At 56.3% G+C, this 21,064-nt stretch carries 10 protein-coding genes, 8 pseudogenes and 1 other annotated feature; of the genes and pseudogenes, 9 read left to right on the top strand and 9 right to left on the bottom strand.

Annotated elements, in window-relative coordinates; genetic code table 11:
• Positions 1-53: 53 nt before the first annotated feature.
• Positions 54-626, bottom strand: a pseudogene (locus tag SOPEG_RS07125) (LysR substrate-binding domain-containing protein); the annotation flags it as partial.
• A 157-nt stretch (positions 627-783) separates the two neighbouring features.
• On the opposite strand from SOPEG_RS07125, the gene SOPEG_RS07130 reads away from it, so the two are divergent.
• Both SOPEG_RS07130 and SOPEG_RS07135 read left to right on the top strand, forming a co-directional pair.
• Positions 784-1,206, top strand: a complete 423-nt coding sequence (locus SOPEG_RS07130) for a CidA/LrgA family protein (RefSeq protein WP_025244828.1) — start codon at positions 784-786, stop codon at positions 1,204-1,206.
• Positions 1,196-1,884, top strand: a pseudogene (locus SOPEG_RS07135) (LrgB family protein). The gene SOPEG_RS07130 and the pseudogene SOPEG_RS07135 overlap by 11 nt, the downstream one beginning before the upstream one ends.
• 67 nt (positions 1,885-1,951) lie before the next feature.
• Here the strand turns inward: SOPEG_RS07135 and SOPEG_RS07140 are convergent.
• The 3 genes and pseudogenes from SOPEG_RS07140 to acs form a co-directional block, all read right to left on the bottom strand.
• Positions 1,952-3,614 (bottom strand): annotated as a pseudogene (locus SOPEG_RS07140) (cation acetate symporter).
• Entirely contained in the window at positions 3,604-3,921 is a 318-nt protein-coding gene (locus tag SOPEG_RS07145; RefSeq protein ID WP_025244829.1) for a DUF485 domain-containing protein, read from the bottom strand. The pseudogene SOPEG_RS07140 and the gene SOPEG_RS07145 overlap by 11 nt, the downstream one beginning before the upstream one ends.
• Positions 3,922-3,982: 61 nt before the next feature.
• Positions 3,983-5,941 (bottom strand): annotated as a pseudogene (acs, locus tag SOPEG_RS07150) (acetate--CoA ligase).
• A 534-nt stretch (positions 5,942-6,475) separates the two neighbouring features.
• On the opposite strand from acs, the gene gltP reads away from it, so the two are divergent.
• Positions 6,476-7,774: a glutamate/aspartate:proton symporter GltP gene (gene gltP, locus SOPEG_RS07155; RefSeq protein WP_025244830.1), complete on the top strand. Its 1,299-nt coding sequence runs from the start codon at positions 6,476-6,478 to the stop codon at positions 7,772-7,774.
• A 196-nt stretch (positions 7,775-7,970) separates the two neighbouring features.
• Here gltP and SOPEG_RS07160 read toward each other — a convergent pair.
• Positions 7,971-8,639, bottom strand: a pseudogene (locus tag SOPEG_RS07160) (efflux RND transporter permease subunit); the annotation flags it as partial.
• 160 nt (positions 8,640-8,799) lie between these two features.
• On the opposite strand from SOPEG_RS07160, the gene istA reads away from it, so the two are divergent.
• Positions 8,800-10,350, top strand: a complete 1,551-nt coding sequence (gene istA / locus SOPEG_RS07165; protein ID WP_038468413.1) for an IS21-like element ISSoEn3 family transposase — start codon at positions 8,800-8,802, stop codon at positions 10,348-10,350.
• Between the two features lie 56 nt (positions 10,351-10,406).
• A pseudogene (gene istB, locus SOPEG_RS07170) lies at positions 10,407-11,110 on the top strand (IS21-like element ISSoEn3 family helper ATPase IstB).
• A gap of 243 nt (positions 11,111-11,353) precedes the next feature.
• Here istB and SOPEG_RS07175 read toward each other — a convergent pair.
• Positions 11,354-12,562, bottom strand: coding sequence for an IS256-like element ISSoEn2 family transposase (locus tag SOPEG_RS07175; RefSeq protein ID WP_025244030.1), 1,209 nt, complete (start codon positions 12,560-12,562; stop codon positions 11,354-11,356).
• 60 nt (positions 12,563-12,622) lie between these two features.
• Positions 12,623-13,798, bottom strand: coding sequence for an IS256-like element ISSoEn2 family transposase (locus SOPEG_RS07180; RefSeq protein ID WP_025244833.1), 1,176 nt, complete (start codon positions 13,796-13,798; stop codon positions 12,623-12,625).
• Between the two features lie 66 nt (positions 13,799-13,864).
• On the opposite strand from SOPEG_RS07180, the pseudogene SOPEG_RS07185 reads away from it, so the two are divergent.
• Positions 13,865-14,131, top strand: a pseudogene (locus SOPEG_RS07185) (histidine phosphatase family protein); the annotation flags it as partial.
• On the opposite strand, the pseudogene robA reads toward SOPEG_RS07185, so the two are convergent.
• A pseudogene (gene robA / locus SOPEG_RS07190) lies at positions 14,128-15,005 on the bottom strand (MDR efflux pump AcrAB transcriptional activator RobA). The pseudogenes SOPEG_RS07185 and robA overlap by 4 nt on opposite strands.
• A 180-nt stretch (positions 15,006-15,185) precedes the next feature.
• On the opposite strand from robA, the gene creA reads away from it, so the two are divergent.
• Entirely contained in the window at positions 15,186-15,668 is a 483-nt protein-coding gene (creA, locus tag SOPEG_RS07195) for a protein CreA (protein ID WP_025244835.1), read from the top strand.
• Between the two features lie 208 nt (positions 15,669-15,876).
• Here creA and arcA read toward each other — a convergent pair whose 3' ends face one another.
• Positions 15,877-16,593: a two-component system response regulator ArcA gene (arcA, locus tag SOPEG_RS07200; RefSeq protein ID WP_025244836.1), complete on the bottom strand. Its 717-nt coding sequence runs from the start codon at positions 16,591-16,593 to the stop codon at positions 15,877-15,879.
• A 940-nt stretch (positions 16,594-17,533) separates the two neighbouring features.
• Positions 17,534-17,653, top strand: a sequence feature (Thr leader region).
• Positions 17,654-17,678: 25 nt separating this feature from the next.
• Between arcA and thrA the strand changes: the two genes are divergently transcribed.
• Together thrA and thrB are read left to right on the top strand one after the other, a co-directional pair.
• Positions 17,679-20,129, top strand: coding sequence for a bifunctional aspartate kinase/homoserine dehydrogenase I (gene thrA, locus SOPEG_RS07205; RefSeq protein WP_025244837.1), 2,451 nt, complete (start codon positions 17,679-17,681; stop codon positions 20,127-20,129).
• 1 nt (position 20,130) lies between these two features.
• On the top strand, positions 20,131-21,063 hold the full coding sequence (thrB, locus tag SOPEG_RS07210) for a homoserine kinase (protein ID WP_025244838.1): 933 nt from the start codon (positions 20,131-20,133) through the stop codon (positions 21,061-21,063).
• Position 21,064 lies beyond the last annotated feature (1 nt).

Genomic DNA, 21,064 nt, shown 5'->3' on the forward strand with positions numbered 1-21,064 from the left:
CGGGCGGGCGCTTTGGGCGCCCTCACGCACCTTCTGCCCGCTGTGCCACGCGGCTAGCGGGGGGCTTGCTGCGCCCCCCGCAGGCGCTCGCCGGGTAGCCAACGTTCGCGGCAGGCGACAATCCACGCCTGCGCGCCATGGGATAGATAGCTGTTCTGACGCCAGATAAGCCCGAGTTGCCATAGCATTTGCGGCATCAGCGGCAGCCAGAGCAGACGTTGACTATCCAACCGCCGGCAGAGGGGTTCCGGCAGCACCGCTAATCCGATATCGGCTGCAACCATCGCCGCCAGAAAATCCCACTGGCCGCTACGTACCGCAATCTGCGGCTCAATCCCGGCCGCATCGAAAGCGTCGAGCAATTGCCGGTAGAGCGAAAAGTCTTCGTTATAAATCAATACCGGCCACTCCCCCAGCAGCGTAAAGGGCACTTCCCGCCGCGTCAGCCACGGCGCGCGACGCGGCACTACCGCACACAGCGGATGACTGAACAGCGGCAGCGCCGCGAGGTCGGGGTCGACTTCGGCGGTCAACGCGGTCAGCGCCAGATCCAGTTCTCCGGCCAGCACCGCCTGCTGCATGGTGACGCCGCCAAATTCGGCTATCTCCAGCTCGATGCCCGGGTGAAGCTTTGTTGCCGGATCACCTCGACAAAATAGCGTAGCGTTCGGATGTCCATTCACTATTCCTGGATGGTATAATTTCTATGATATTAATTTATTTTCAGTAATATTTGCTAGCCGCCTACACTGTGAGCAATCTCACACTAATAAGGGTATTGCTATGCCGCTGACCGGGCGCCTCGTTATGCCGTCGCGTTGGGGTCGAGTGCAGGTGCCGTTGCAGGTGGCGCTGTACGTCGGGTTATTTGTGCTGGCGCAGCAGCTGGTGCTGCGCTTGCATTTGCCATTGCCGGCCAATATCGTCGGCATGTTCCTGTTATTGGCGCTTATTCTATTGCGCATCCTTCCCCTGCGTTGGGTGCGCGACGGCGCCCGCTGGCTGCTGGCGGAAATGCTGTTGTTCTTCGTGCCGGCGGTGGTGGCGGTGGTGAACTACACTCAGCTGCTGCGCGTGGAGGGATGGCGGATCTTTCTGGTCATCGCGCTGAGCACCACCTTGGTACTGGGGATCACCGCGTTGGTGGTGGACCGGGTCTATCGTTTTGAACTCTGGCTGGCGCGCGGGAAACGACATGAGCAGTGATTTTATGCTGGGGGCGCTGTGTCTGCTGGTCACGCTGCTGCTCTATTTCTTTAACAAACATCTTTATCGCCGTTTCCATCATCTGCCGCTGATGCCGCTGATTTTTACGCCAGCGGTGCTGGTCTTGTTGCTGGTACTGACCCATATCTCTTACCAGCACTACATGGGCGAGGCTCGCTGGCTATTATGGCTACTGGGGCCGGCCACCATTGCTTTCGCGGTACCGGTTTATGAAAATATGGCCATCATCCGCCGGCATTGGCTTTCCTTGAGCGCCGGGGTCATCACCTCTACCGTGGTGGCGGTGGGCAGCTCGGTGTGGCTGGCGCGGCTGCTGGCGCTGCCGGAAGTGGTGCAGCGCAGTTTGTCTGTGCGTTCAATCACCACCCCCTTTGCGCTAGCGGCGGCGGAGCGGGTGGCCAGCCGGATTTGGTCGCGCTGTTCGTGGTGATTACCGGCGTGTTCGGCATGGCGGTTGGCGATATCCTGTTTTTGCGTCTGTCGGTGCGTGCCGGCGTGGCGCGCGAGGCGGGATTAGGTGCCTCCTCCCACGGAGCTGGCACCGCCCGCGCTTATGAAATGGGGCAACGGGAAGGGGTGGTGTCCAGTCTGGTAATGCTGCTGGCAGGGGTGGTAACGGTGCTACTGGCGCCATTAATTGGTCATATCATGTGGTAGCGCCCGTCACCCCGGGCCGCGCCCCCTCTGGCGCGGGCAAAGGGGGCGCGCGTAACGAAGCGCGAGGTCAATGATCCGCGCCGGTTGAAATACCGATACCGGTCTGCGAACGGATGAATTGCGGCAGAAACAGCTCGCGTTCCCTCGCTCCCTGCGCCGAGTGATCAGTTATGGAAAACAGCCAAGTCCCGATAAACGCCACCAGCATTGAGAACAGCGCGGGATATTCATAAGGGTAAATCGGCTTGGCGTGCCCCAACACCTGCATCCAAATGGTCGGGCCGATAATCATCAGCACCACCGCGGTAATCAGCCCCAGCCAGCCGCCGACCATCGCGCCGCGCGTGGTCAGCCGGCGCCAATACATCGACAGTAAAATGATGGGGAAATTACAGCTGGCGGCGATGAAAAACGCCAGGTCCACCATGAAGGCGATATTCTGGTTTTCAAACAGAATGCCGAGACCGATAGCCACAAAACCCAGCACCACCACGGTAATTTTCGACACCCGCAGCTGGTCGCACCCCGTTGCGTTTCCCGCTTTAATCACGCTGGCGTATAGATCGTGGGAAACCGCCGACGCGCCGGCCAGCGTTAACCCCGCCACTACCGCCAATAATGGTGGCGAAAGCCTCCGCCGAAATAAAGCCGAGGAAAAAGTTGCCGCCCACCGCATTGGCCAGATGGATCGCCGCCATGTTGTAACCGCCGAGCAGCGCGCCGGCGCTGTCTTTGAAAGCGGTGTTGGCGCCCACTAACAAAATCGCGCCGAAGCCGATAATAAACGTTAGAAAGTAAAAATAGCCCATAAAGCCGGTGGCGTAGAACACGCTTTTACTCGCCTCGCGGGCATCATTGACGGTAAAAAAACGCATCAGGATATGGGGCAGGCCCGCCGTCCCGAACATCAGCGCCAGCCCCAGCGACAGCGCCGAGACCGGATCGGCCACCAGCCCCCCGGGCCGCATGATAGCCGCGCCCTTGGCGTGTACCGCCATGGCATCGGCAAACAGTCAGTTAAAGCTGAAACCGACGGTTTTCATCACCATCAGCGCCATAAAGCTGGCGCCGGCCAACAGCAGCACCGCCTTGATGATTTGTACCCAGGTGGTGGCCAGCATGCCGCCGAACAGGACGTACAACACCATCAAAATGCCCACCAGCACCACGACGACATGATAATTGAGGCCGAAAAGCAGTTGAATCAGTTTGCCGGCGCCCACCATCTGCGCTATCAGGTACAGCGCCACCATCACCAGCGAGCCGCAGGCGGAAAGCGTGCGGCTCGGTTTCTGCTGCAAGCGGTATGACGCGACATCGGCAAACGTATAGCGCCCGAGATTGCGTAGCCGTTCGGCTATCAAAAATAAAATGATCGGCCAGCCCACCAGAAAGCCGAGCGAGTAGATAAGCCCGTCATAGCAGGAGGTATAGACCAGCGCCGAGATACCGAGGAACGATGCGGCGGACATAAAATCACCGGAGATCGCCAGCCCGTTTTGCAAGCCGGTGATATTGCCGCCGGCGGTATAATAATCTTTGCGCGAGCGGGTCCGTTTCGACGCCCAATAGGTAATATACAGCGTAGCGGCGACAAACAGCACAAACAGGATAATGGCCTGTAGGTTAAGCGGTTGGCGCTCAACCGCGCCGTTGACCGTTTCGGCCTGGATGAGCAGCGGAAAGGCGACCAGCGGCGGCGCCACGGTCCAGAGGTATTTATTGGTCATACTGCACCTCGCGCAACAGCTGTTGGGTCAGACGGTCGAACTCGCCATTGGCGCGAATGACGTAAATACCGGTCAGTATGAAGGAGGCCACAATCAGACCGATGCCGAGCGGGATACCGCGCGTCACGCTGGTACCGGGATGCAGCGGCGTTCCCAGCCAGTCTGGCGCGAAAGCGATAAGCAGAATGAACCCGTAGTACAGCACCAGCATGATTAGGGCAAGCAACAGGGCGAAACGCTGGCGTTTACTCACCAGCTCTTGAAAACGCGGATTGCTCTGTATCCGTTGATAAATGATCGCATTCATCAGGGATTCTCCAGTGGGGTCAGAGGTACGGCAGAAAAAGCCACCCGAAGGTGGCGGAGGACTACGAAGGCAAGGTCAGAGAGTGTTTTTCTTCCAGCAGCTTTTCGACCACGCCGGGATCGGCGAGCGTGGAGGTGTCGCCCAGATTGCCGGTATCGCCGGCGGCGATTTTGCGCAAGATGCGGCGCATTATTTTGCCGGAGCGGGTTTTCGGCAGCGAATCGGTCCAGTGCAGGACATCGGGGGTAGCGATAGCGCCGATCTCCTTGCGCATCCAGGCGCGGACCTCGTTATATAATTCCGGCGTCGGGGTTTCGCCCGCGTTGAGCGTAATATAGGCATAAATTGCCTGGCCTTTGATGTTATGGGGGATCCCCACCACCGCCGCTTCGGCAATTTTCGGATGCGTCACCAGCGCCGATTCGATCTCGGCGGTGCCGAGGCGGTGGCCGGAAACGTTCAGCACGTCATCCACGCGACCGGTTATCCAGTAATAACCGTCCTCGTCGCACCGGGCGCCGTCACCGCTGAAATACATGCCCTTGAAAGTGGAAAAATAAGTCTGCTCGAAACGATCGTGATCGCCATACAGCGTGCGCGCCTGGCCGGGCCAGGAGTCGGCGATCACCAAATTGCCTTCGCCGGCGCCCTCCACCGGCGTGCCGGCGTTATCCACCAGCGCGGGCTGCACGCCGAAAAACGGCAGCGCCGCCGAGCCGGGTTTCAGCGCCATGGCGCCGGGCAGCGGGGTGATCATGAAACCGCCCGTTTCCGTCTGCCACCAGGTATCGACTATGGGGCAGCGGCCATTACCGATTTTATGGTAATACCATTCCCAGGCTTCGGGATTGATCGGTTCGCCCACCGAGCCCATGAACCGCAGCGACGTACGGCGGGTGCCGGCTATCGCCTTGTCCCCTTCGGCCATAAGCGCGCAGATAGCGGTCGGCGCGGTATAGAGGATATTAACCTGATGTTTATCCACCACTTGCGCCATATGGCTGACGTCAGGCCAGTTGGGTACGCCCTCGAACATGAGGGTAATGGCGCCGCAGGCCAGCGGACCATAGAGAAGATAGCTGTGGCCGGTTACCCAACCGACGTCGGCGGTACACCAGTAAATATCGCCGGAATGATAATCGAATACGTATTTAAAGGTCGTGGCGGCGTAGACCAGATAACCGCCGGTGGTGTGCAGCACGCCCTTCGGGGTGCCGGTGGAGCCGGAGGTATAAAGAATGAACAGCGGATCCTCTGCGCCCATCGCCACGGGCTGGCAGGCCTCGTCGGCGCCGTCGACGACGACGTGCCACCACACATCCCGGTCGGGGTGCCAGTCAATGGCATTGCCGGTACGGCGGAACACGATGACTCGGTTGACGCTCTTCACCGCCGGATGATTTAGCGCGTCGTCGATATTCTTCTTCAGCGGGATCTTCCGCCCGGCGCGCAGCCCTTCGTCTGCGGTCACCACCAATTTGGCGCTGGAGTCGATAATGCGGCCGGCGATCGCCTCCGGCGAAAAACCGGCGAAAATCACCGAGTGGACGGCGCCAATGCGGGCGCAGGCCAGCATGACCACCGCCGCTTCCGGCACCATGGGCATATACAGGGCCACCACATCCCCTTTACCGATCCCTTGCGCCTTCAAAACATTGGCGAAGCGGCACACCGCCTGATGTAATTCGCGGTAGGTAAGGGTTTTACTTTGGCTGGCGTCATCCCCTTCCCAGATAATGGCGATTTGGTCGCCTCGTTCTGGCAAATGACGATCGAGACAGTTGGCGGCCACATTTAATGTGCCGTCTTCAAACCAGCGGATATTGACATGGCCGGGATCGAAGGTAGTATTTTTCACCGTCCTGAAAGGGGTAATCCATTCCACAATCTGGGCATATTCCCGCCAAAAGGAATCGGGATTGTTGATGGACTGCGCATACAATTTCCGTTACTGCTCTGCACAAATCAGCGTACGTTCCGCCAGGCTATCGGGAATCGGGTAACGATGGGGTTGGCTCATAGTTTCCTCCTTGTATTTGTTAATGATATGTCAACCCTTGGTTAATTAAACCTCCCTGGATTGGCTTTGTTTCTTTTTTGCGCGACAGATCACGCATCGCCTATAAGGTCTCTGCACTTATGGAAAAAACATACCCCCGCCAGACCTGGGATAACAGGCATTAATGGCCCTCTCAGACCCTTTTCAGCGATATTTATCATTTTATTCTGTTTAAAAAGCGTATATAAAAGGCGGGTAGCGCGTCTGATGGCAGCGATTCAGCGCGTTTTCTATTACTTAACCCTTAAATAACAAATAGTTAAAGTTAATCTCCTGTAAAATACGTGAAATAACCGGAAAAATTGTCGAAAGCTCTTATAAATCAAGTCTTAACGAGACACCGCGTGTGCTCGGCGTTTTTGAGATTTTCGATTTATACCAACTTTTTAAAGCGCCCCCGCTTCGCATGATCATTAGAGGTGAATAAGTGAAGTCGGTGACGAAGATGGACAGGTGTTCGTCACGGTGGGGTCTACTATGGAAAGCACTATTGTTATGAAAAAGTTAAAAATAACGCTCGCCTGGCAAATTCTCGTTGCTTTAGTCCTGGGTATCCTGCTCGGTGCGGTACTCCATAACCAGGGAGAATTACGCGATTGGATGATTGCCAATATTCTTTCGCCGGCCGGGGATATTTTCATCCGCATGATTAAAATGATCGTGGTGCCCATCGTGGTCGCCACGCTGGTTGTCGGCATTGCCGGTATTGGCGATGCCAAAAAGCTCGGCAGTATCGGATTTAAAACCATCCTGTATTTCGAGATAATCACGACGCTGGCGATTATTCTGGGAATTACCCTCGCCAATGTCTTTCACCCCGGCCACGGGATTGATATGTCGACACTGGCGGTGGTGGATATCTCAAAGTACGAACAAACCACCGTTGCAGTGCAGTCCAGCGGCCATAGTCTGGTCGGCACCATTTTGTCGCTTATCCCGGCGAATATTTTTGCCTCGATGGCCAACGGCGACATGTTGCCGATCATTTTCTTCTCCGTCTTGTTCGGCCTCGGCCTGGCCTCTTTGCCGGAAAATACCCGGGCGCCGCTGTTAAATGTGTTCAACGCGGTCGCCGAGACGATGTTCAAAGTCACGCATATGGTGATGCGCTATGCGCCGGTGGGGGTTTTTGCGCTGATTTCGGTCACCGTGGCGACCTTTGGCTTCGCCTCGCTGCTGCCGCTGGCCAAGCTGGTGCTGTTGGTATACGGCGCCATTATCTTTTTTGCCCTGGTGGTGCTGGGGGCCGTGGCGCGGCTCTGCCGGTTGCGTATCTGGACGCTTATCTGCATTTTGAAGGAAGAGCTGATTCTGGCCTTCTCCACCGCCAGTTCAGAAAGCGTGTTGCCGCGCATTATCGAAAAAATGGAGGCGTACGGCGCACCGGCGGCGATTACCGGCTTCGTGGTGCCGACGGGGTATTCGTTCAATCTGGACGGGTCGACACTGTATCAGAGTATCGCCGCCATTTTCATCGCGCAGCTGTACGGCATTGAACTGTCGCTGGGCCAGGAAGTGGTGCTGGTGCTGACGCTGATGGTCACCTCCAAGGGCATCGCGGGCGTACCGGGCGTGTCCTTTGTGGTGCTGCTGGCGACGCTTGGCAGCGTGGGCATTTCGCTAGAGGGGCTGGCGTTTATTGCCGGCGTCGACCGTATCCTGGATATGGCGCGTACCGCGCTTAACGTTGTGGGGAATGCGCTGGCGGTGCTGGTGATCGCCAAATGGGAAAATCAGTACGACAGCGTGCAGGCGCTGGCGTATGAGAAAGAGATGTTGGCAACCAAAGACTGATTTTCGCGCGTCTTTCCGACCCGCGCCCCATGGCGCTATCGGGAGGGGGAATGCCGGCGCGAAGCAGAGACCAAAACGGCCCGATGTTAATGACATCAGGCCGTTTTTGTTGGACCGGTAATGAGGTGTCAAGGTGACCCGCGCGGCCAAGGCGGCGTGGAAAAACCCGCGGATCGACCCAGGTGCGTTGACGCCATCAGCCGCGGCGGTGCAGCAGCTTGTACAGCGCCGGAATGACCAGCATCGACAACAGCGGTGCGCTGACCATCCCGCCGACCATCGGTGCGGCAATGCGCTGCATCACTTCCAAGCCGCCGCCCCACATGATCGGCAGCAGGCCGGCCATAATGGTCGCAACTGTCATGACTTTCGGCCGCACGTGCAGCACCGCGCCCTCGCGAATTGCCGCCAGCAACGCCCGTTCGTCTAACTGACCTTGTTCGTCGCGGTGCTTGACCAGCGCGTGGTTAAGATACAGCACCATAATCACGCCGAATTCCGCCGCAACGCCTGTCAGCGCGATAAAGCCCACCGCGGCCGCCACCGACAAATTGTAGTTCAGCAGATAGAGCAGCCAGACGCCGCCAATCAACGCAAACGGCAGTGTGCCCATGATAAGCAGCGCATCACGTACCCGGTTGAAGGTGATATACAGTAGAACAAAGATAATCGCCAGCGTGAAAGGCAGTACGATTTTCAGCTTGGCGCTGGCGCGCTCAAGATACTCGAACTGCCCGGACCAACTGAGCGACACCCCCTGCGGTAGCTTGACCTGTTGCGTCACCGCGCGCTGCATCTCCTCGACGGCCGATTTCAAATCCCGGCCGCGCAGATCGACATAAATCCAGTTCGACAGTTGCTGGTTCCGGTCACATCCGATCACTGATTCCGATTTCACCCGATCACTAATTCTGATTTCATCCGATCACTGATTCCGGTCGCCCGATCAGCGATTCCGATTCTGTCCGATCGCTCATCTTCTGTTCCGCCATACTCTGGAGACTTTTAGCTTCCGGGGGCATGGCATGGCACGTAAAAAGAAGAAAGTGAGAACGGAAATGTGCATCTATATTAATGTATTACGTATGAAATTCGAGCAACGTCGCTCGAATCGCACTATCGCAGCAGCGCTCGGCATAGGCTGTACTACCGTGCACGATATCCTCGGCCGATTCACGGTAGCTAACCTGGTCTGGCCATTGCCGGCGGAACTGTCCCCCGTCGACCTCGACCGCCTGCTCTATCCCGGCAAATCCGGAAAAGTTATCAATACCTTACCCAGCTGGCTTGATATCGATACCGAGTTAAGCCGCAAGGGTATGACCAAGCAGCTGCTCTGGATAGAATATCAGTCCGCCGTGGGCGGTGATGCCATCGGTTACTCACAGTTTTGTGCACTGTTCCGTGACTGGAAAAAGAAGCAGCGGCGTTCCATGCGCATGGAGCACAAGGCTGGCGAAAAGCTCTTCATCGACTTCTGTGGCCCCACCGTACCTATCGTCAACCCTGCGACCGGTAGCGTACGCCAGGTCGCTATCTTCGTCGCTGCCATGGGCGTGTCAGGCTATGCGTATATCGAAGCCTGCGAAGGCCAGGACATGGCATCGTGGCTCAACGCCAATAGCCGCTGCCTGCACTTCATGGGTGGGGTTCCGGAGCTGATGATACCTGATAATCTGCGCAGCGCTGTCAGCACCCCTGACCGCTATGAGCCGGTCATAAACCAGAGCTACCAGGCGCTGGCAAATCACTATGAGACAGTGGTGCTACCGGCGCGCCCGAGAAAACCGAAAGACAAGGCGAAGGCAGAATCAACTGTGCAGCTGGTAGAACGCTGGGTTTTGGCCCGGTTGCGTAAACGTAGGTTCTACTCGCTGGCCGAACTCAACCAGGTGATACGAGAACTCAATCATGAGTTGAATTTGCGCCCGATGCGTCATTACGGCGGACAAAGTCGCCTTGAACGCTTCGAGCAGCTGGACAAACCGGCTCTTGGGCCTCTACCGCCCACACAATGGGAATACAGTGAGTATCTCGTTGCCCGAGTGGGACCTGATTACCACATAGACTACGGCAAAAACTGGTACTCGGTGCCGCATCCGCTGGTTGGCGAGCGCGTTGACGTCATCGCCACCCAACGGCTGGTGCAAATCCACCATAAGGGCGTCTGCGTGGCTACGCACCCTCGCAGCGATAACGCCTATAGGCACACGACTCAGGCGGCGCACATGCCGGCTAACCATAAGGGGCAGAGTCAGTGGACGCCGGAAAGGCTGTGCAGTTGGGCGCTGTCGGTGGGTGTGTGCACACTGAAAGTGGTCGAGTCCATCCAAAAGAGCAAAGCCCATCCAGAGCAGGCTTACCGCTCTGTGCTGGGGCTACTCAATCTGCAACGGCGCTATGAGACGACGCGACTGGAGAAGGCCTGCGCGCTGGCGTTGGAGAAAGGGTGCATTAACCGCTCTTTCATAGCCAACGTATTGAAACACGGTCGTGAAAGTGAGGTCACCCAGGACGGACCCGGCGTATCAATGCTGGTTCACGAAAACCTCCGAGGTCCGGACAGTTATCACTAAGGAGAATAAATATGGATACACTGTTAATGGCTCTGCGAGAGTTGAAGTTGTCGGCAATGGTCCAGGCGTTGGAGACGCAACGCGAACTCCCGGGGAGTTATGGGGAGCTGGGGTTCGAGGAGCGGTTGTCGCTGATGGTAGAAGCGGAAAATTTGCATAGAAAAAACAACCACATATGCCGTCTGCGACGGCAATCGCAAATGCGCTTGCAGGCAAAACCGGAAGATATCCGCTATATCCCTAGCCGAGGAGTGACACCGGAACAGATGCGAGATCTGCTAGGGGGACAATATCTGAAATATCAGAAAAGCATACTCATCACGGGGCCAACAGATACGGGCAAAACCTGGCTCAGTTGTGCGCTTGGTGAGCAGGCATGCCGGCAGCAATATAGCGTGCGTTACTGGCGAGTGGGTCGGTTGCTGGCCCATCTTCACCAGTGTCAGGTAGACGGGACCTATCTAAAACAGCTAATCAGTTAGAAAAAATAGAGTTACTGATCTTGGATGACGTGGGCCTAGAATCAATAAGTCCGATGCAGGCAACGATGCTGTTGGAGGTGATGGAAGATCGCTACGACAAAAGCAGCAGCATCCTGATCAGTCAACTGCCGGTGAAAAAATGGTATGGACTGATAGAAAACCCCACGACAACTGACGCGTTACTCGATCGGTTAGTACACCCCAGCTATAGACTGGAACTTAAAGGCGAATCACTACGCAAAGAGCAAGGAGTAGCCAGCACAGGAAAAATAGACTAAACCCGAGTCAGAAGATGAGCGAACACGTGAACGAATATCACTGGAATGGGTGATCGGAAAATATCGGAATAACTGATCGGATGTCGCCGGAACAGCTGATCGGATACGTCGGAATCTGCAAACAGCCTGTAGACCCTGTACACGATTCTGTGTAAATGCCTTTTCTCAGAAGTGACCGTCCAGGCGTTCACCGAACTCGATAATAAAGCGACCCTGTACACGATTCTGTGTAAATGCCTTTTCTCAGAAGTGACCGTCCAGGCGGTCACCGAACTCGATAATAAAGCGGCTCATTGCCATGCGCCAGTCCCTCAAAGGCATTGTCCATTTCTGTGAGGCCGCCTGTATCGCCAGCCACACCACCTTTTTCACTGCGTCGTCGGTCGGGAACACCTTGCGCTTTTTGATGGCATGCCGGATCACGCTGTTTAACGACTCGATGGCGTTGGTCGTGTAGATCACCTTGCGGATGTCCGTTGGGTAGGCAAAGAACGTGGCCAGATTGGCCCAGTTTGCCTGCCAGCTTCGACTTATTTGCGGGTAGCGGATGTCCCAGGCACTGGAGAACGCTTCCAGCGCCTGCAAGCCGGCTTCTTCCGTAGGGGCCTGATAGATAGCTTTCAGGTCGCGGGTGACGGCCTTGTAGTCCTTCCAGGAGACGAACCGCAGGCTGTTGCGCACCATATGTACGATACACAGCTGGAGCCGCGCCTCCGGATACACCGCGTTAATAGCGTCAGGGAAACCTTTCAGCCCGTCTACGCAGGCGATAAGGATATCGTTCAGGCCGCGGTTTTTCAGCTCTGTCAGCACGTTCAGCCAGAACTTTGCGCCTTCATTTTCGGCCAGCCACATACCTAGCAACTCTTTCTGGCCTTCGATGTTGATGCCCAGCGCCAGGAACACAGATTTGTTGATGATGCGGCTGTCCTGCCGGACTTTTAGAACGATACAGTCAAGATAAACAATGGGATAGACTGCATCCAGAGGCCGGTTTTGCCATTCGACAACCTGCTCCATGACCGCATCGGTGACCTTTGAGACCAGCGCCGGCGAGACATCGGCGTCATACAGCTCTTTGAACGCGGCGGCGATCTCGCGGGTGGTCATCCCTTTGGCGTACAACGATAAAATCTGGTTATCCATCCCGGTAATCCGGGTCTGGTTCTTCTTCACCAGTTGCGGTTCAAAGGAACCGTCACGATCGCGCGGAGTACGCAGCGCCAGCGGGCCATCGCCAGTGGTAACGGTTTTTGTGGAATAGCCGTTGCGGGCGTTGGTCCCCGGTTTAGGCTGATTTTTATCGTAGCCGAGGTGATGGGTCATTTCGGCATTGAGAGCTGCTTCGACGCTGATTTTTTTCAGCAGCCGATCGAAGTGACTGAGATCTTCAGGGGTTTTGAGATTTTTGGCCAGTTCGTTAGCCAGAGCCTGCAACTGTTTTTCGTCCATAAATTAACCTGTTTTTGATGTTGGATTGAACATATCAAAATCAGGCAAATACACAAATTTCTAAACAGGCTCGCTCATTGCCATGCGCCAGTCCCTCAAAGGCATTGTCCATTTCTGTGAGGCCGCCTGTATCGCCAGCCACACCACCTTTTTCACTGCGTCGTCGGTCGGGAACACCTTGCGCTTTTTGATGGCATGCCGGATCACGCTGTTTAACGACTCGATGGCGTTGGTCGTGTAGATCACCTTGCGGATGTCCGTTGGGTAGGCAAAGAACGTGGCCAGATTGGCCCAGTTTGCCTGCCAGCTTCGACTTATTTGCGGGTAGCGGATGTCCCAGGCACTGGAGAATGCTTCCAGCGCCTGCAAGCCGGCTTCTTCCGTAGGGGCCTGATAGATAGCTTTCAGGTCGCGGGTGACGGCCTTGTAGTCCTTCCAGGAGACGAACCGCAGGCTGTTGCGCACCATATGCACGATACACAGCTGGAGCCGCGCCTCCGGATACACCGCGTTAATAGTGTCAGGGAAACCTTTCAGCCCGTCTACGCAGGCGATAAGGATATCGTTCAGGCCGCGGTTTTTCAGCTCTGTCAGCACGTTCAGCCAGAACTTTGCGCCTTCATTTTCGGCCAGCCACATACCTAGCAACTCTTTCTGGCCTTCGATGTTGATGCCCAGCGCCAGGAACACAGATTTGTTGATGATGCGGCTGTCCTGCCGGACTTTTAGAACGATACAGTCAAGATAAACAATGGGATAGACTGCATCCAGAGGCCGGTTTTGCCATTCGACAACCTGCTCCATGACCGCATCGGTGACCTTTGAAACCAGCGCCGGCGAGACATCGGCGTCATACAGCTCTTTGAACGCGGCGGCGATCTCGCGGGTGGTCATCCCTTTGGCGTACAACGATAAAATCTGGTTATCCATCCCGGTAATCCGGGTCTGGTTCTTCTTCACCAGTTGCGGTTCAAAGGAACCGTCACGATCGCGCGGAGTACGCAGCGCCAGCGGGCCATCGCCAGTGGTAACGGTTTTTGTGGAATAGCCGTTGCGGGCGTTGGTCCCCGGTTTAGGCTGATTTTTATCGTAGCCGAGGTGATGGGTCATTTCGGCATTGAGAGCTGCATCGACGCTAATTTTTTTCAGCAGCCGATCGAAGTGACTGAGATCTTCAGGGGTTTTGAGATTTTTGGCCAGTTCGTTAGCCAGAGCCTGCAACTGTTTTTCGTCCATAAATTAACCTGTTTTTGATGTTGGATTGAACATATCAAAATCAGGCAAATACACAAATTTCTAAACAGGCTCCATGCCGCCCTTAACCACTGCCTGACGTTGCCGGCGGGCAGTACGCCGCTGCTGGTCAGCCACGGCATGGCGCTTGGCTGTCTGATAAGCACCGTCTTGGGCCTGCCGGCCTACGCTGAGCGTCGACTCAGGCTGCGTAACTGCTCCCTCTCCCGCATGGATTACCAACAAAGCCCGTGGCTGGCGCCTGGCTGGGTGGTGGAAACGGCGGGCGATGTTTCCCATCTGGATATGCCCGCCCTGGATGAGCTGCAGCGTTAACGGCGCACTGGAATCAGATATTCGCAGCGGATAGTGTGCGGCAATTCCGCGTCCGGTTTGCGCTCCGGGGGGGGGGGGGAAGAATCGTTCGATATCGCATCCCTTGCGGCGCACCAGGCTTTGCGACGGCAGGCAGGTGCCGTACAGCGACAGAATGAAGTCCTGCAGGTCGTGGGGCGGGCCTTGATAAATAAAGCGGGCGTATTCCCCCCCATCCAGATGAACGGGCTCGCCGCCGTGGACATTTTCCGGCATGTGCTGCGGCTCAATAGCGGTGGTGTAAAGCACCTCCTGTTCATCCTCTTTCTCCAAGCTTGGTCGGGTATGATTCAGGCCGTACAGCGTCGGCGGCAGACATTTGGCCTCGCCGAGATATTGGCGCCAGAAATGGATGCTCAGCTCGGTACGGAAGCTGCTGAGCTGCTCCAACGTGCAGGTGTAACTTTGCGTGACGCCGATCAGCTCCATTGCCGGTAGCCGGATGAACTCCGCCTGGGGCAGCGCGCTTTGATCCAGACGAATCGGCGGTCGGATGCCGGTGGAATCCCACTCTTCTTTGCGGCGATACAGTGCCGGCGTCTGGGCAAATTGTTTCTTGAAAGCGCGGGTAAAGGTTTGCTGGGAATCAAAACGGTACTGGAGCACGATATCCAGTATTGGCCGGCTCGTCAGCCGCAAGGCCACCGCCGCCTTGGATAACCTGCGCGCGCGAATAATAGGCGCCGATGGCGTGGCCGGCCACTTCTTTGAACATACGCTGCAGGTGCCATTTGGAATAGCCCGCTTTGGCGGCGACATTATCTAGCGACAGCGGCTGGTCCAGATGGCTATCGAGCCAGCTTAACAGGTCACGGATGATACCGGCTTGATCCATAACAATCCTCAGAAAGCGGTGATGGCGTCGTTAAAAAAGCGTCGACGCATAATAGTAATATTTTGGCTAACAGGTCGCCAAAGATTTATAAGCTTATTATTGCCAGTTAATATTGACCAGTCCCGCCGGCGCCCTCGCCCCGGCGGCCTCAATGGGTGCTACAGGAAAATACGCTTAACTATGAATAAAAAAATCGTTCTCGCCCTGATGGGCTACGCCTTCTGCCTCGGGATGGCCCGGGCCGAGGAGGTCGGTTCCGTCGACACCGTATTTAAGCTGTTCGGCTCCGATCATAAAATCGTGGTGGAAGCGTTTGACGATCCCGAGGTGCCCAATGTGACCTGCTATCTCAGCCGCGCCAAGACCGGCGGCATCAAAGGCGGCCTCGGCCTGGCGGAAGATACTTCCGATGCGGCGATCTCCTGCCAGCAAGTGGGGCCAATCACCCTAAGCGACAAGATCAAAAGCCGTCCTGAGCACGGCAGCGTGGTGTTTCAAAAACGCACATCGCTGATTTTCAAACGCCTACAGGTGGTACGCTTTTATGATCCCAAACGCAACGCGCTGGTGTATCTCTCCTATTCGGATCGGGTGGTGGAGGGTTCGCCCAAAAATGCGCTGAGCGTGGTGCCGATTATGCCCTGGGGCGAATCGCGTTCGTAGCTGCCTTTTCCGGCGCCGTGCGTGCGGCAGCGGCACCACCTGTGCCGGTCACTGCCCGCGCTAAGGCATTTGGTTGCAAGGGGAACGGGAGCGAGCTGGAGCTATCTGGCGGCAGCCGATGGCGGCGACGGGAAGTCGTTTACCGGTGGGTGAGGAAAAGATCATCGGCCGCCCGCCCCACGGGGGAGGGCACCGTTGTCGGTGAAGCTTACTCTTCCAAATCGCCGCAGAAACGATAACCTTCGCCATGAATGGTGGCGATGATTTCCGGCGTATCCGGCAACGATTCAAAATGTTTTCGGATGCGGCGGATAGTGACGTCCACGGTACGGTCGTGGGCCTTGAGCTCGCGGCCGGTCATTTTTTTCAACAGTTCGGCGCGGGATTGGATCTTGCCTGGATTCTCGCAAAAATGCAGCATGGCGCGGAATTCGCTGCGCGGCAGCTTATAACTCTCACCGTGGGGGCTAAGCAGCGAACGGCTATTGATATCAAGCTCCCAGCCGTTGAATTTATAGCTCTCCACCAATTTGCGCTCCTCAAGCGCGCCGCCCAAATTCATGGTGCGGGACAGCAAATTGCGCGCGCGTATAGTGAGTTCGCGGGGGTTGAAGGGCTTGGTAATATAGTCGTCGGCGCCGATTTCCAGCCCGAGGATCCTGTCAACTTCGTTATCGCGGCCGGTGAGAAACATCAAAGCGACGCTGGCATGCTCACGGAGTTCTCGCGCCAGCAATAAACCATTTTTACCCGGCAGGTTGATATCCATGATAACCAAATTAATATCATGTTCCGACAGGGCGCGATGCATCTCTGCGCCGTCGGTAGCTTCATGGACCATATAGCCCTCGGCTTCAAAAATGCTTTTGAGGGTATTACGGGTGACTGACTCGTCTTCAACGATAAGAATGTGCGGGGTCTGCATGTTTGCTACCTAAAATTACCAACATAATTGAAAGAGGAGGTACTCAAGCCGCTGTCGTCCTTAACGGTAGCGGAGGAATGAGACGCATCCCCCAAGGCTTCAGGCCTAAGCACTTTAATCGTGCCCTATCGTGATTAACGCTCTGTTACCGGCGACGCTTACCTGTATTCAGGGCCTGATTTCTCAGGTTTAAATGCTGCATAGCTTAGCCCTTATTAACAACAATATAACAGCGTCAACCGAATTTACCACTCAAGAGAATATCATTTTGCTGACGTATATCAAAATAAACCCTAACACCTGTGCCATTTCTGTAGACAAGATTAACAGCTCAGCTCGTTAGATAACTTTCACGTCTCTTTATGTACCATTATCTTATATTGTTTAACCCGGCAGGGCGTTCGGGTGAAATTAACCTAACAGAACAGCCGCCGGTCGCGGCATAAGGGCGCTGGGGGGACGCAGCCCGGCGCTTGGCCTGGCGCGAATGGATTACTTTTGCTTATCGATTAGCATTATAATTACCGCAAGAGTGGCGAGAAAGCGTCTATTTTCCTGCCGCCATTTTCCACAAATGACAATAGCTTCCGCCTAATAACTTAAGTGACTATGTAAATTCGTCCTAGCACGGAACCTGATGGTGTACCCTGTTGATTCTTGGATGCCCGCCAAGGCGCCCAGTTGGATTGACGTCCCACGTCCCACGGCGCGCGGTGATTTCTGCCGTGATCGCGGTAATGGTTAGCATATTAGACTGCATTATCGATAATGATGATGCGTTCCGGCGTGCCTGCGGCGCAGGCGCGCGATATTGACCGGTGCGACTCGGGTCATGCAGCGGGCCGTAAAAGCAGATATTCATTGACTTTAGCGTCTGATTGCTTTAACCAATAGAGTATTAGTAAAAAAACAGTGATAATGCCAACCATCATGCGTACCCGCTTCAGCCACGGCACCATTATTATTACCACCACCGATACCACCACGGGTAGCGGCGCGGGCTGACGCATACAGGAATCCAGAAAAAAGCCCTCACCTTGACAGTGCGGGTTTTTTTTAAGCTTAATTCAGGAGATGAAACAGAAATGCGAGTACTGAAATTCGGCGGTACCTCCGTCGCCAACGCGGAGCGTTTTATCCGCGTCGCCGATATCCTTGAGAGTAATAGCCGCCAGGGACAGGTGGCGGCGGTATTATCCGCGCCGGCCAAAATCACCAACCACTTGGTCATGATGATAGACCGTACGCTCAACGGCATTGATATCCAGCCGAATATCCTTGACGCCGAACAGATCTTTACCCGACTGTTGGACGGGTTGGCTGCAGCCCAGCCGGAGTTTGATCATCCGGCGCTGCGTAGCCAGGTGGAGCAAGAGTTCGCACAGCTCAAACAGTTATTGCACGGCATTTCACTGCTGAAATACTGCCCTGATAGCGTTAACGCCGCGATCATCAGCCGCGGCGAAAAACTTTCCATCGCGCTAATGGAAGCGCTATTACGCGCCCGCGGTTTCAACGTGACGGTCATCGACCCGGTGGAGAAGCTGCTGGCGCAGGGGGGCTATCTGGAATCGACGGTGGATATCGCCGAGTCCACCCGGCTCATCAACGATGCCGCCATCCCCGCCGATCACATCATCCTGATGGCGGGCTTTACCGCCGGTAACGAGCGCGGTGAACTGGTGGTGCTGGGCCGCAATGGATCCGATTACTCGGCGGCGGTTCTGGCGGCCTGTCTGCGCGCCGATTGCTGCGAAATCTGGACGGACGTGGACGGCGTTTATACCTGCGATCCGAATCGGGTGCCGGATGCGCGTTTACTCAGTCAGCTTTCCTATCAGGAGGCGATGGAACTTTCCTACTTCGGCGCCAAGGTTCTTCATCCCCGTACCATCGTCCCCATCGCGCAGTTCCAAATTCCCTGTCTTATCAAAAACACCACCAATCCTCAGGCTCCCGGCACGTTAATCGGGCCCACCAGCGGCGAGGAAGGTAACCCGGTCAAAGGTATTACCCATCTGAATAATATGGCGATGATCAACGTTTCTGGCCCGGGAATGAAAGGCATGATCGGCATGGCGGCGCGGATTTTCGCGGCCATGTCGCGCGCCGGCAGCTCCGTGGTGCTGATTACGCAATCCTCGTCGGAATACAGCATCAGTTTTTGCGTGCCGCAGCATGAGTTGGCGGGTGCCCGCCGGGCGCTGGAGGAGGAATTCTACCTGGAGCTGAAAGACGGCCTGCTGGAGCCGCTGGATGTGATTTCCCGCCTGGCGATTATTTCGGTGGTCGGCGACGGAATGCGAACCCAGCGCGGTCTGTCCGCCAAACTTTTTGCGGCGCTGGCGCGCGCCAACATCAACATCATCGCTATCGCCCAGGGATCCTCCGAGCGTTCCATCTCGGTGGTGGTGGACAATGACAGCACCACCACCGGCGTACGGGTCGCGCATCAGATGCTGTTCAATACCGATCAGGTTATTGAAGTCTTCGTCATCGGCGTCGGCGGCGCGCTGATCGAGCAGATCCGCCGTCAGCACGCGTGGCTAAAGGATAAGCATATCGACTTGCGGGTATGCGGAATAGCCAACTCGCGCGCTCTGCTGACCAATGTGCACGGCATCGACTTGGCTAACTGGCAGGGGGCGTTGGCGGAGGCGCGCGAGCCGTTCAACCTGGGGCGGCTGATTCGGCTGGTGAAAGAGTATCACTTGCTTAACCCGGTCATCGTCGATTGCACTAGTAGCGAGGCGGTGGCCAACCAGTATGCGGATTTCCTGGCGGATGGCTTCCACGTGGTGACGCCAAATAAAAAAGCCAATACCGCCTCAATGGATTATTACCATCAAATGCGCGCCGCAGCCGCGACCTCGCGCCGTAAATTTCTTTATGATACCAACGTCGGCGCCGGTTTGCCGGTTATCGAGAATTTACAGAACTTATTGAATGCCGGTGACGAGTTGACCCGGTTTTCCGGTATTCTTTCCGGCTCGCTGTCGTTTATTTTCGGCAAACTGGATGACGGTATGTCGCTGTCGGCGGCAACGCTTTTGGCGCGCGGCAACGGCTACACCGAACCCGATCCGCGCGATGATCTGTCCGGTATGGATGTGGCGCGCAAACTGCTGATTTTGGCGCGCGAGGCGGGGTATACGCTGGAATTGGCGGATATTGATGTCGAGCCGGTGCTCCCGGCGAGCTTTGACGCCGGCGACGACGTGGAGACGTTCCTGGCGCGTCTGCCGGCCCTGGATGATGAATTCGCCGCCAGAGTGGCGAAGGCGCACGCCGAAGGTCAGGTGCTGCGCTATGTGGGCAGCATTGACGAAGGACGCTGTAAAGTCAAAATCGACGCGGTGGGCGCCAACGACCCGTTGTTCAAAGTAAAAGACGGGGAAAACGCGCTGGCGTTCTCAACCCGCTATTATCAGCCGTTACCGCTGGTGCTGCGTGGCTATGGCGCCGGCAATGATGTCACCGCCGCCGGCGTTTTCGTCGATCTTTTACGCACGCTGTCATGGAAGTTGGGAGTTTAACATGGTTAAAGTGTATGCGCCGGCCTCAATCGGCAACGTCAGCGTGGGATTCGATGTGCTGGGCGCGGCGGTGTCGGCGGTGGACGGGACGTTGCTGGGCGATTGCGTCAGCGTGACGGGCGCCGCGATCTTCAGTCTGCACTGCGCCGGGCGTTTCGTCGACAAATTGCCGGCGGAGCCAGAGCAAAACATCGTTTACCAATGCTGGCAGCGATTCTGCGAGGCGGTGGGTAAAACGGTACCGGTCGCCATGCGGCTGGAAAAGAATATGCCCATCGGCTCCGGCCTGGGATCCAGCGCCTGTTCGGTGGTCGCGGCGCTGGTGGCGATGAATGCCCATTGCGGCCGACCGTTAAACGATGACCAAATGCTAATGTTAATGGGGGAAATGGAAGGGCGCATTTCCGGCGGGGTGCATTTCGATAATGTGGCCCCCTGTTTTCTCGGCGGCATGCAACTGATGCTGGAGGAGAGCGGCATCATCAGCCAGCCGGTACCGGGGTTCGACGATTGGCTATGGGTGATGGCCTACCCGGGCATCAAAGTGAGTACCGCCGAGGCGCGGGCGATTCTGCCGGCGCAGTATCGCCGCCAGGACTGTATCAGCCATGGCCGTTATCTGGCGGGCTTTGTGCATGCCTGCCATACCCGGCAACCGGCGCTTGCGGCTAAACTGATGAAAGATGTCATTGCCGAGCCCTATCGCACCCGGCTGCTGCCGGGCTTCGCCGACGCGCGTCAGGCGGTGGGCGATATTGGCGCGCTGGCCTGCGGTATCTCGGGCTCGGGGCCGACGCTCTTTGCCATCTGCGATCGCCAGGATACCGCGGCGCGCGTCGCCGACTGGCTGACGCAGCACTACCTGCAAAACGACGAAGGTTTTGTTCATATTTGCCACCTGGATACCTCCGGCGCCCGTATAATGATGGATTAAA

Source organism: Candidatus Sodalis pierantonius str. SOPE, assembly GCF_000517405.1.
GTDB lineage: Bacteria > Pseudomonadota > Gammaproteobacteria > Enterobacterales > Enterobacteriaceae > Sodalis_C > Sodalis_C pierantonii.